This window comes from Streptomyces sp. NPDC048462, from assembly GCF_043200175.1.
In the GTDB taxonomy this organism is placed as follows: Bacteria; Actinomycetota; Actinomycetes; order Streptomycetales; family Streptomycetaceae; genus Streptomyces.
In genome coordinates this window covers 1-11,493 of record NZ_JBICXG010000045.1, presented here as the reverse complement: position 1 = coordinate 11,493, position 11,493 = coordinate 1, and the positions used below count along the sequence as shown (strand labels likewise).

11 protein-coding genes are annotated in these 11,493 nt (G+C 68.1%); 8 read left to right on the top strand and 3 right to left on the bottom strand.

What is annotated here, in order from left to right:
- Nucleotides 1-347: 347 nt before the first annotated feature.
- Complete coding sequence (locus ACGFU6_RS37715; protein ID WP_073739179.1) at nucleotides 348-581, bottom strand: DUF397 domain-containing protein; 234 nt, start codon at nucleotides 579-581, stop codon at nucleotides 348-350.
- Between the two features lie 281 nt (nucleotides 582-862).
- Here ACGFU6_RS37715 and rpsO point away from each other — a divergent pair, with 281 nt between their 5' ends.
- The 5 genes from rpsO (at nucleotide 863) to ACGFU6_RS37690 (ending at nucleotide 6,396) form a co-directional block, all read left to right on the top strand.
- The gene (gene rpsO, locus ACGFU6_RS37710) at nucleotides 863-1,153 is read left to right on the top strand and encodes a 30S ribosomal protein S15 (protein WP_018551846.1); all 291 of its coding nucleotides are present in this window, start codon (nucleotides 863-865) and stop codon (nucleotides 1,151-1,153) included.
- 272 nt (nucleotides 1,154-1,425) lie between these two features.
- Nucleotides 1,426-3,663 (top strand): polyribonucleotide nucleotidyltransferase, encoded by a 2,238-nt coding sequence (locus ACGFU6_RS37705; protein ID WP_393617095.1) that lies wholly within the window; start codon nucleotides 1,426-1,428, stop codon nucleotides 3,661-3,663.
- On the top strand, nucleotides 3,660-5,039 hold the full coding sequence (locus tag ACGFU6_RS37700; RefSeq protein ID WP_393617077.1) for a M16 family metallopeptidase: 1,380 nt from the start codon (nucleotides 3,660-3,662) through the stop codon (nucleotides 5,037-5,039). The genes ACGFU6_RS37705 and ACGFU6_RS37700 overlap by 4 nt, the downstream gene beginning before the upstream one ends.
- A 41-nt stretch (nucleotides 5,040-5,080) precedes the next feature.
- Nucleotides 5,081-5,833: a 4-hydroxy-tetrahydrodipicolinate reductase gene (gene dapB / locus ACGFU6_RS37695; protein ID WP_393617076.1), complete on the top strand. Its 753-nt coding sequence runs from the start codon at nucleotides 5,081-5,083 to the stop codon at nucleotides 5,831-5,833.
- Nucleotides 5,834-5,847: 14 nt separating this feature from the next.
- A complete protein-coding gene (locus tag ACGFU6_RS37690) occupies nucleotides 5,848-6,396 on the top strand; it encodes a hypothetical protein (protein ID WP_393617075.1) in 549 nt (182 codons plus the stop codon).
- Nucleotides 6,397-6,462: 66 nt separating this feature from the next.
- On the opposite strand, the gene ACGFU6_RS37685 is transcribed toward ACGFU6_RS37690, so the two are convergent.
- Nucleotides 6,463-7,014, bottom strand: a complete 552-nt coding sequence (locus tag ACGFU6_RS37685; protein WP_393617074.1) for a hypothetical protein — start codon at nucleotides 7,012-7,014, stop codon at nucleotides 6,463-6,465.
- A gap of 94 nt (nucleotides 7,015-7,108) precedes the next feature.
- On the bottom strand, nucleotides 7,109-7,348 hold the full coding sequence (locus tag ACGFU6_RS37680) for a hypothetical protein (RefSeq protein ID WP_123523205.1): 240 nt from the start codon (nucleotides 7,346-7,348) through the stop codon (nucleotides 7,109-7,111).
- 187 nt (nucleotides 7,349-7,535) lie between these two features.
- Here ACGFU6_RS37680 and thyX point away from each other — a divergent pair, with 187 nt between their 5' ends.
- The 3 genes from thyX to ACGFU6_RS37665 all read left to right on the top strand — a co-directional run bounded on the left by thyX (nucleotide 7,536) and on the right by ACGFU6_RS37665 (nucleotide 11,143).
- Complete coding sequence (thyX, locus tag ACGFU6_RS37675) at nucleotides 7,536-8,273, top strand: FAD-dependent thymidylate synthase (protein ID WP_393617073.1); 738 nt, start codon at nucleotides 7,536-7,538, stop codon at nucleotides 8,271-8,273.
- A gap of 152 nt (nucleotides 8,274-8,425) precedes the next feature.
- Complete coding sequence (dapA, locus tag ACGFU6_RS37670) at nucleotides 8,426-9,325, top strand: 4-hydroxy-tetrahydrodipicolinate synthase (RefSeq protein WP_073739187.1); 900 nt, start codon at nucleotides 8,426-8,428, stop codon at nucleotides 9,323-9,325.
- Nucleotides 9,326-9,457: 132 nt separating this feature from the next.
- Nucleotides 9,458-11,143, top strand: coding sequence for a ribonuclease J (locus tag ACGFU6_RS37665; RefSeq protein WP_393617072.1), 1,686 nt, complete (start codon nucleotides 9,458-9,460; stop codon nucleotides 11,141-11,143).
- The last annotated feature ends 350 nt before the right edge of the window (nucleotides 11,144-11,493 follow it).

Genomic DNA, 11,493 nt, shown 5'->3' with positions numbered 1-11,493 from the left:
CAGTGCGAACCGCCCGGCTCTCCCCCTGGGACGCGCATTGCCTGCCCGCAGGTTCTTCTGCCGCGTCCGGACCCACCCTAATCGTCATCGGGCCCGCTACGGCAGGCCGTACGGGACCGCGTGCGCTGCCCCGTACGTCACGTACTGCCCCCAAGTGAACTGAGTACGGCAGAGAGTGAAGGGGGATGCGATCAAACGGGCACATCTACGCAGAGAAACCTGAACATTTCGCACACGACAGTGGGCACGTCCGCCTGAACGTGCCCACTGTGCTTGCCGCCTGTGCCTGCCGGGGCCGAGTCCGCCGCACCTCGTAACCCCGTGAACCGTGACGTCGCCCAGGCCCGCTACTTGAGGTCGAACTCGCCGTCCCGGGCGCCCAGCACGAAGGCGCGCCACTCGGCCTCTGTGTAGCGCAGCACGGTCTCCGGATCCAGCGAGGACCTCATCGCCACCGCCCCGCCGGGCAGATGCGCGATCTCGACGCGCTCCTCGGCGTCCTCGGTGCCGGGCGCGCTCAGCCATTCCACCCCCGAGATGTCGAGTGCGTACAGCTCGTCCTTCTCCGCCTGCGTGCCCATCGTCAAGGGTTCCTCTCCGTACGGTGGCTCTGCACGGCACCGTACAGGTCCCGCGACGGCGGGGGACCGGGTCGGGAATTCCGCAGCGCGCGGCCCTGATCTGTGCTCCCGTCGGACCCGCTCCGGGCGGCTGGTAGTCTGGGCGTGGCCGTTTGTGTACGCGTTCCCGGTTCGTTCTGGGAGCTGCGCTCATCGGACCTTCGCTCCCGAGTCACGCAAGCCCCCCTGAGATCAAGACCAGGGGCACTCGTGGGCGCATCGAACACCTAGAGGAGTACCGCGTGCCGCTCGACGCCGCTACGAAGAAGCAGATCATGACCGAGTTCGCGCAGAAGGAGGGCGACACCGGTTCCCCCGAGGTTCAGGTGGCCATGCTCTCCCGCCGCATCTCGGACCTGACGGAGCACCTCAAGACGCACAAGCACGACCACCACTCCCGTCGTGGTCTGCTGATCCTGGTCGGCCAGCGTCGCCGCCTTCTGCAGTACCTGGCCAAGAAGGACATCCAGCGCTTCCGTGCGCTCGTCGACCGCCTCGGCATCCGCCGCGGTGCGGCCGGCGGCGCCAAGTAAAGACGCTGTGAGAGGGAGCGGTGCCCGTATCCAGGGGGCCGCTCCCTTTGCCGTACGTGCGGGACTGGGGTCAAGCTCAGTAACCTGGACGTACAACACCAGACGAGGAGAGGCGCGCCCCACGGCCGCCGCCGGTCCTCGGTAGTGGCCCCCGGGACAACGCCCGGGAGCTTCGATCGAAGACCGGCCCCGCACACACGGTGCGCCTCTCCGCACCGTCCTGCGCCACACGGGCGACAGGACGAAAGACGACGAGTATGGAGAAAACACTAGTGGAGAACGAGACCCACTACGCCGAGGCCGTTATTGACAACGGAACCTTCGGCACCCGCACCATCCGCTTCGAGACGGGCCGCCTGGCCAAGCAGGCCGCCGGCTCCGCCGTCGCGTACCTGGACGACGACACCATGGTGCTGTCGGCCACCACCGCTTCCAAGCGGCCCAAGGACCAGCTCGACTTCTTCCCCCTCACGGTGGACGTCGAGGAGCGGCAGTACGCCGCAGGCAAGATCCCCGGCTCCTTCTTCCGCCGGGAGGGCCGCCCCTCCGAGGACGCGATCCTCACCTGCCGCCTGATCGACCGGCCGCTGCGCCCCTCCTTCAAGAAGGGCCTGCGCAACGAGATCCAGATCGTCGAGACGATCATGGCGCTCAACCCCGACCACCTGTACGACGTGGTCGCGATCAACGCCGCCTCCGCCTCGACGATCCTGGCGGGCCTGCCCTTCTCCGGCCCCATCGGCGCCACCCGCGTCGCCCTGATCAAGGGCCAGTGGGTCGCGTTCCCGACGCACACCGAGCTCGAGGACGCCGTCTTCGACATGGTCGTCGCCGGTCGCGTCCTTGAGGACGGCGACGTCGCGATCATGATGGTCGAGGCCGAGGCCACCGAGAAGACCATCCAGCTGGTCAAGGACGGCGCCGAGGCCCCGACCGAAGAGGTCGTCGCCGCCGGTCTGGAAGCCGCGAAGCCCTTCATCAAGTCGCTCTGCAAGGCCCAGTCGGACCTCGCCGCCAAGGCTGCCAAGCCCACCGGCGAGTTCCCGGTCTTCCTCGACTACCAGGACGACGTCCTGGAGGCGCTCACCAAGGCCGTCCGCACCGAGCTCGCCAAGGCACTCACCATCGCCGGCAAGCAGGAGCGCGAGGCGGAGCTCGACCGCATCAAGGAGATCGCGGGCGAGAAGCTCCTCCCGGCCTTCGAGGGCCGCGAGAAGGAGATCTCCGGTGCCTACCGCGCGCTGACCAAGAAGCTGGTCCGCGAGCGCGTCATCAAGGACAAGGTCCGTATCGACGGCCGGGGCGTCACGGACATCCGTACGCTCGCCGCCGAGGTCGAGGCCATCCCGCGCGTGCACGGCTCGGCGCTGTTCGAGCGTGGCGAGACCCAGATCCTGGGCGTCACCACCCTCAACATGCTCCGCATGGAGCAGCAGCTGGACACCCTCTCCCCGGTGACCCGCAAGCGCTACATGCACAACTACAACTTCCCGCCGTACTCCGTCGGTGAGACCGGCCGCGTGGGCTCGCCCAAGCGCCGCGAGATCGGCCACGGAGCGCTCGCCGAGCGCGCCATCGTGCCGGTGCTGCCGTCGCGCGAGGAGTTCCCCTACGCGATCCGCCAGGTCTCCGAGGCGCTGGGCTCCAACGGCTCGACGTCCATGGGCTCGGTCTGCGCCTCCACCATGTCCCTGCTGAACGCCGGTGTGCCCCTCAAGGCCGCCGTCGCCGGTATCGCCATGGGCCTGATCTCGCAGGAGATCGACGGCAAGACCCACTACGTCGCCCTCACCGACATCCTCGGTGCCGAGGACGCGTTCGGTGACATGGACTTCAAGGTCGCCGGTACGAAGCAGTTCGTGACCGCGCTCCAGCTCGACACCAAGCTCGACGGCATCCCCGCCTCGGTCCTGGCCGCCGCGCTGAAGCAGGCCCGTGACGCCCGCCTCCACATCCTCGATGTGATGAACGAGGCCATCGACGTCCCGGACGAGATGTCTCCCAACGCCCCGCGGATCATCACCGTCAAGATCCCGGTGGACAAGATCGGTGAGGTCATCGGCCCCAAGGGCAAGATGATCAACCAGATCCAGGAGGACACCGGCGCCGACATCACGATCGAGGACGACGGCACCATCTACATCGGTGCCCAGCAGGGCTCGCAGGCCGAGGCCGCGCGCGCCACGATCAACGCGATCGCCAACCCGACCATGCCGGAGGTCGGCGAGCGCTACCTGGGTACGGTCGTCAAGACCACCACCTTCGGTGCGTTCGTCTCCCTGATGCCCGGCAAGGACGGTCTGCTGCACATCTCGCAGATCCGCAAGCTCGCCGGTGGCAAGCGCGTGGAGAACGTCGAGGACGTGCTCGCCGTCGGCGCCAAGGTCCAGGTCGAGATCGCCGAGATCGACTCCCGCGGCAAGCTCTCGCTGATCCCGGTCGTCGAGGGTGCTGAGTCCGATGGCGGCTCCGCCGCAGGGTCCGAGAAGAAGGACGACGCCGACAAGTGACGTCCCGTAGTTCCGTGACGACGGCCCGCACCTCTTCGGAGGCGCGGGCCGTCGCCCGTACCCAAACGCTTCTCAAGGGCAGCAACGGCATCGGCACGGTCCGCCGCACGGTCCTCCCCGGCGGCCTGCGCGTCGTCACCGAGACCCTGCCCTCCGTACGCTCCGCCACCTTCGGTATCTGGGCCAACGTCGGATCACGCGACGAGACCCCGGCCCTGAACGGCGCGACGCACTACCTCGAACACCTCCTCTTCAAGGGCACCGGCAAGCGCAGCGCCCTGGACATCTCCTCCGCCATCGACGCGGTCGGCGGCGAGATGAACGCCTTCACGGCGAAGGAGTACACCTGCTACTACGCGCGGGTCCTCGACACGGACCTGCCGCTGGCCATCGATGTCGTCTGCGACATGCTGACCGGCTCCCTGATCGCCCCCGAGGACGTCGACGCCGAGCGCGGCGTCATCCTCGAGGAGATCGCCATGACGGAGGACGACCCGGGCGACTGCGTGCACGACCTGTTCGCGCACACCATGCTCGGCGACACCCCCCTGGGACGCCCGGTCCTCGGCACGGTCGACACGGTCAACGCACTGAGCCGCGGCCAGATCTCCCGCTTCTACAAGAAGCACTACGACCCCACGCACCTCGTCGTCGCCGCCGCCGGCAACGTCGATCACGCCACGGTCGTACGACAGGTCCGCAAGGCCTTCGAACGGGCCGGCGCGCTCTCGCGCACCGACGCCGCCCCGGTGGCGCCCCGCGAGGGCTCCCGCACGCTGCGCACCGCGGGCCGGGTCGAACTGCTGGGCCGCAAGACCGAGCAGGCCCACATCGTCCTCGGCATGCCGGGACTGGCCCGCACCGACGAGCGCCGCTGGGCGCTCGGCGTACTCAACGCCGCCCTCGGCGGCGGCATGAGCTCCCGCCTCTTCCAGGAGGTGCGGGAAAAGCGCGGCCTCGCCTACAGCGTGTACTCGTACACCTCGGGCTTCGCGGACTGCGGCCTCTTCGGGGTGTACGCGGGCTGCCGCCCCAGCCAGGTGCACGACGTCCTCAAGATCTGCCGCGACGAGCTCGACCGCGTCGCGTCGGACGGACTGGACGACGAGGAGATCAGCCGCGCCATCGGCCAGCTCTCCGGGTCCACGGTCCTCGGCCTGGAGGACACCGGCGCCCTGATGAACCGCATCGGCAAGAGCGAACTGTGCTGGGGCGAACAGATGTCGGTCGACGACATGCTGGGCCGCATCGCGCAGGTCACCCCGGACGACGTCCGCGCCGTGGCGGGCGAGGTCCTCGGACACCGCCCCTCGCTGTCGGTCATCGGCCCGCTCAAGGACAAGCAGGCGGACCGTCTGCAAGAGACAGTCGCCTAGTCACCTCGTCACCCGTCACCCGTCACCCGAAAGAAGCAAGCATGAGCAAGCTGCGCGTGGCCGTTCTCGGTGCCCGGGGCCGTATCGGCTCCGAGGCGGTACGAGCGGTCGAGGCCGCCGACGACCTGGAGCTGGTGGCCGCACTCGGCCGAGGCGACAAGCTGGAGACCCTGACGGACACCGGCGCCCAGGTCGTCGTCGAACTCACCACCCCCACGTCGGTGATGGAGAACCTCGACTTCTGCGTCCGGCACGGCATCCACGCCGTGGTCGGCACCACCGGCTGGACCGACGAACGGCTCGCGCAGCTGAACACCTGGCTCTCCGGCTCGCCGGGGACCGGTGTGCTCATCGCACCGAACTTCTCCATCGGCGCGGTCCTCACGATGAAGTTCGCGCAGCAGGCCGCGCGCTACTTCGAGTCGGTCGAGGTGATCGAGCTCCACCACCCGAACAAGGCCGACGCACCCTCCGGCACCGCCGCCCGCACCGCCCAGCTCATCGCGGCCGCCCGCCGGGAAGCGGGCAGCGCACCGCAGCCCGACGCGACCAGCACGGCGCTGGACGGGGCGCGTGGAGCGGACGTCGACGGGATCCCGGTCCACTCGGTCCGGCTCCGCGGTCTCCTGGCGCATCAGGAGGTGCTGCTCGGCAGCGAGGGCGAGACCCTCACCATCCGGCACGACTCGCTGCACCACAGCAGCTTCATGCCGGGCATCCTGCTCGGTACCCGCCGCGTGGTGTCCACTCCCGGCCTCACGTTCGGCCTGGAAAACTTCCTCGACCTGAACTGACTGAGCCCACCGCCATGCGCGCAAAGATCACGTACACCGTCACCGCTGCCGTCCTGGTCTTCTACTTCGTCCTGGCCGGCAGCCGGGGCATCCTGCTCATCCGGCACGGCACGCTCCTCACGGTGACCTTCGGGGTCGCGGTGCTGATCCTGCCGTTGATCGGCATCTGGTTCCTCTGGAAGAACACCCAGTTCGTCCGGCGGGCCAACGCCTTGGCCGCCGAGCTCGACGCCGAGGGCGGGCTGCCGGTCGACGACCTGGCCCGCACCCCCAGCGGACGCATCGACCGCGACTCCGCCGACGCGGCGTTCGTCCGCAGGCAGGCGGAGACTGAGGACGCGCCGGACGACTGGCGCTGCTGGTTCCGCCTGGCGGTCGCCTACCAGGACGCCAGGGACACCCCAAGGGCCCGTAAGGCCATGCAACGCGCGATCACCCTGCACAAGGCCACCTCGGGCCCCTCAGCCCCTTCAAGCCCTTCCGGTCCCTCAGACTCGCCGGGCATCTCAGCCCCGACGGGCACGTCGAGCCCGTCCGGCACTTCAAGCCCGTCCGGCGTTTGAGGACACAAAAAAGCCGCCCGGCGACTGAGGACCACCCCAGTCGCCGGACGGCAAGGCCACAAGGCCTCAGCGCTGCCGGTACTCGTCCCCCCAGGCCTCAATCGTGTCGGCGGCCCGGTCGAACGCCTCACTCCGCGTCAGGAAGTCCGCGTTGGAGTCGGTGAGCAGCGGCGGCACCGCGTCGCCACCCCTGCGCATGACGATCAGGGCCTGTCCCTGAACCGTCCGGGGGAAGCCGAGCCACTTCACCGGCTGCTGCACCGTACGGACCGCGGTGGCGCGGTTCCACGGCACGGTCGTCGTCCGGAAGAAACCGACGCGGCGCACGCCGTGCCGGCTCACCCAGGCGCCCACCCGCAGCATCCGCAGGGCGCAGATGATCACCGCGAGAGCGAGCGCCAGACAGGCACCCGCCCCGGGCACGGCTCCGGCGAACGCGATGATCATCCCCGCGAAGAGGACGAACGAGGCGAGCAGCAGCAGGGTGGCCGCGGCCGCGACCCGCCACGGGCCGGGGCGGTAGGGACGCCGCCAGCTGTCGTGGTCGTCGAACGGCAGCGCGACATCCTCGGCGCTGGCGTCAAACGCGCGGTCGGCCGTCAGGAAGGGCAGGGGCACGACTGATCCTCACTCACAAGCACGCTCGATTGCTGTGCCCGGTGAGGCTACCGAGGGGGTGGCAGGCCCTACCACCCCAGGGGGCCCGTACGAGTCAGTGCCCCGGTGCTGCCTCGGTCTGCTGGCTGTGCGACGACGACTGATCGGGCGCCAGGGCGGGAAGGCCGAGCAGCAGTGATCCGGCGAGGCCTGCGACCACAGCGAACCCGATGAGGCTGCGGGCCGCCAGCTCGGAGACGGTGCTGCGCTGCCGGGGCGGCGGTGTGACGTTACTGCGGAATCGGTCGGCCTCGGCCACGAATGAGAACGGGACGGCTTCACGCCGGCGGAACATGAGGAAACTCTCCTTGCACTCTGTTTCGGGTGGTGCTAATGAGTCAGACGCATGGCGGGCCCGATCGGTGCCCCGAATCGCCGAATTGGTCGAAAGAATCCTCGAAAGGGCGGTGCCGACCGCGTTGTCAGTGGCGGCCCGTAGAGTGGGCGCCGCCCGAGCGACGCCATTGGAAGGACCCCCGCCGGTGACCGAGACCCCCGAGCCCGCAAAGCCCAGCTTCCGCAGCGATGTCACCGTTGAGCTGGTGAAACATGCCGCAGGCGACTCCGACGTGCTCTTCGCCGCCCGTGTCTCCACGGCCGGTGAGCAGTCCCTGGAGGAGGTCACCAAGGATCCTGAGCGCTCCAAGGGGCTCATCAATTACCTCATGCGGGACCGGCACGGAAGTCCGTTCGAGCATAACTCGATGACCTTCTTCATCAGCGCCCCGATCTTCGTCTTCCGCGAGTTCATGCGGCACCGCGTCGGTTGGTCGTACAACGAGGAATCGGGCCGCTACAGGGAGCTGGAGCCGGTCTTCTACGTACCGGGGGAGTCCCGCAAGCTCGTCCAGCAGGGCCGGCCCGGCAAGTACGAGTTCGTCGAGGGCACCGAGGCCCAGCAGGAGCTCACCGGCCGCGTCATGGAGGACTCGTACCGCCAGGCGTACGGGGCGTACCAGGAGATGCTCGCCGCCGGCGTGGCCCGCGAGGTGGCCCGCGCGGTGCTTCCCGTCGGGCTGTTCTCGTCGATGTACGCCACGTGCAACGCCCGCTCGCTGATGCACTTCCTCGGCCTGCGCACCCAGCACGAGCTGGCGAAGGTCCCGTCCTTCCCGCAGCGCGAGATCGAGATGGTCGGCCAGCAGATGGAGGCGCACTGGGCGGAGCTCATGCCGCTCACCCATGCAGCCTTCAACAAAAATGGACGCGTCGCTCCATAGGCGGTGTCCGTATTGCGGCGTTTCGTGAAGTTCATCTAGGCTGATCAAACGGACCCGGCACTGCTTGAACCCCCGAGCAGGCAGTGCCGGGCTCCTATCGCTTGTCCCCCCGAGGGGACACCGGGCGCCGAGCAACGAGTAGCGTGTTACCCATGGCTCCGATCTCCACTCCGCAGACCCCCTTCGGGCGGGTCCTCACCGCTATGGTCACGCCCTTCACGGCGGACGGCGCGCTCGACCTCGACGGCGCCCAGCGGCTCGCCACCCATCTGGTGGACGCAGGCAACGACGGCCTGATCATCAACGGCACCACCGGCGAGTCCCCGACCACCAGCGACGCGGAGAAAGACCAGCTCGTAAGGGCTGTGCTCGAAGCAGTGGGAGACCGGGCGCACGTCGTCGCCGGCATCGGGACGAACGACACCCGCCACAGCGTCGAGCTCGCCCGCACGGCCGAGCGCACCGGCGCACACGGCCTGCTCGCCGTGACGCCGTACTACAACAAGCCGCCGCAGGAGGGCCTGCTGCGGCACTTCACGGCGATCGCGGACACCACCGGCCTGCCGGTGATGCTGTACGACATTCCCGGCCGCAGCGGTGTGCCGATCGACACAGAGACCCTCGTCAGGCTCGCGGAGCACCCGCGCATCGTGGCCAACAAGGACGCCAAGGGCGACCTCGGCCGGGCCAGCTGGGCCATCGCCCAGTCGGGTCTCGCCTGGTACTCCGGCGACGACATGCTGAACCTCCCGCTGCTCTCGGTGGGCGCGGTCGGCCTCGTCTCCGTCGTCGGCCACGTCGTCACCCCCGACCTGCGGGCCCTCGTGGAGGCCTTCCTCGGCGGAGACGTCCAGAAGGCCACCGAGATCCACCAGAAGCTGCTGCCTGTCTTCACCGGCATGTTCCGAACCCAGGGCGTGATCACCACCAAGGCGGCACTGACCCTCCAGGGCCTCCCCGCAGGTCCGCTGCGCCTTCCCCTGGTGGAACTCTCCGCACACGAAACGGCACAGCTCAAGATCGATCTCGCCGCCGGTGGGGTACAGCTGTAACCACAGACTTCACAACTGAATACGCGAAGAAACCTCGCAAGAGGGCAACACCCCAAGACAACAGCAAGTGCACGATTGACATGCGCGCCACGTGCCCAAGCGGTACGTGGCGCGTGTGGTAAGGAGAGTCTTTTGAGTCATCCGCATCCTGAACTCGGCACCCCGCCGAAGCTCCCGAAGGGCGGCCTGCGGGTCACCCCGCTCGGCGGCCTCGGTGAAATCGGCCGCAACATGACGGTCTTCGAGTACGGCGGCCGCCTGCTCATCGTCGACTGCGGCGTTCTCTTCCCCGAGGAGGAGCAGCCCGGGATCGACCTGATCCTTCCGGACTTCACGACGATCCGGGACCGCCTCGACGACATCGAGGGCATCGTCCTCACGCACGGCCACGAGGACCACATCGGTGGTGTCCCGTATCTGCTGCGCCTGAAGCCGGACATCCCGCTGATCGGCTCCAAGCTGACCCTCGCGCTCATCGAGGCGAAGCTCCAGGAGCACCGCATCCGTCCGTACACCCTTGAGGTCACGGAGGGCCAGCGCGAGCGCATCGGCGTCTTCGACTGCGAGTTCATCGCGGTCAACCACTCCATCCCGGACGCCCTCGCGGTCGCCATCCGCACCCCGGCCGGCATGGCCGTCGCCACCGGCGACTTCAAGATGGACCAGCTCCCGCTGGACGGGCGCCTCACCGACCTGCACGCCTTCGCGCGGCTGAGCGAGGAGGGCATCGATCTGCTGCTCTCCGACTCGACGAACGCGGAGGTGCCCGGCTTCGTACCGCCGGAGCGGGACATCTCGAACGTCCTGCGCACGGTCTTCGCCAACGCCCAGAAGCGCATCATCGTGGCGAGCTTCGCCAGCCACGTGCACCGCATCCAGCAGATCCTGGACACGGCCCACGAGTACGGCCGCAGGGTCGCCTTCGTCGGCCGGTCGATGGTCCGGAACATGGGCATCGCCCGTGACCTCGGCTATCTGAAGGTTCCCGCGGGTCTGGTCGTCGACGTCAAGACCCTCGACGACCTGCCGGACGACGAGGTCGTGCTGGTCTGCACGGGTTCTCAGGGCGAGCCGATGGCGGCCCTGTCCCGGATGGCCAACCGTGATCACCAGATCAGGATCGTCCAGGGCGACACGGTCATCCTGGCGTCGTCGCTGATCCCGGGTAACGAGAACGCGGTCTACCGCGTGATCAACGGCCTGACCCGCTGGGGCGCCAACGTCGTCCACAAGGGCAACGCCAAGGTCCACGTCTCGGGCCACGCCTCGGCCGGCGAGCTGCTGTACTTCTACAACATCTGCAAGCCGAAGAACCTGATGCCGGTCCACGGTGAATGGCGCCACCTCAGGGCCAACGCCGAACTGGGTGCCCTCACCGGCGTCCCGAAGGACCACATCGTCATCGCCGAGGACGGCGTGGTCGTCGACCTGATCGACGGCAAGGCCAAGATCGTCGGCAAGGTCCAGGCCGGTTACGTGTACGTCGACGGCCTCTCGGTCGGGGATGTCACCGAGACCTCTCTCAAGGACCGCCGCATCCTGGGCGACGAGGGCATCATTTCCGTCTTCATCGTGGTCGACAGTTCCTCGGGCAAGATCGTGGGCGGCCCCCACATCCAGGCCCGGGGCTCCGGCATCGACGACGCGGCGTTCAGCGCGGTCGTCCCGAAGGTGCAGGACGCGCTCAACAAGTCCGCCCAGGACGGCGTGATGGAGCCGCACCAGCTCCAGCAGCTGGTCCGCCGCACGGTGGGCAAGTGGGTCTCCGACACCTACCGCCGGCGCCCGATGATCCTTCCCGTCGTCGTCGAGGTCTGACCCCGACAGGCGCGAACTCCGGAGCGGGGCCCCCGATTTGCATCGGGGAGCCCCGCTCCAGTACGTTTACGGCTCCGCCTCACCGGGAAGCACCGCGCGTACTCGTGCGCCGTGTGACTCCCACAGAGGATGGAAATTCCGACTCAGAAGTTCTGATAAAGTCGGAACCGCCGAAAGGCAAGGCCACTTCAACGGCCACCGGAAATCAAATTCGAACCGGAAACGGAACGAAATCGAGTCTGGTAAGGTTGAAACCGCCGGAAAGGGAAACGCGAAAGCGAAGAACTGGAAAGCGAAAATGCGAGGCCCGCTTCGACCGGGAATCGGACACGAAAGAGTCTGATAGAGTC

Excerpts from the sequence above, each read along its gene's own strand:
- dapA (WP_073739187.1), top strand. The coding sequence starts at position 8,426 with ATGGCTCCGATCTCCACTCCGCAGACCCCCTTCGGGCGGGTCCTCACC.
- dapB (WP_393617076.1), top strand. The coding sequence starts at position 5,081 with ATGAGCAAGCTGCGCGTGGCCGTTCTCGGTGCCCGGGGCCGTATCGGC.
- ACGFU6_RS37690 (WP_393617075.1), top strand. The coding sequence starts at position 5,848 with ATGCGCGCAAAGATCACGTACACCGTCACCGCTGCCGTCCTGGTCTTC.
- ACGFU6_RS37715 (WP_073739179.1), bottom strand. The coding sequence starts at position 581 with ATGGGCACGCAGGCGGAGAAGGACGAGCTGTACGCACTCGACATCTCG.
- ACGFU6_RS37680 (WP_123523205.1), bottom strand. The coding sequence starts at position 7,348 with ATGTTCCGCCGGCGTGAAGCCGTCCCGTTCTCATTCGTGGCCGAGGCC.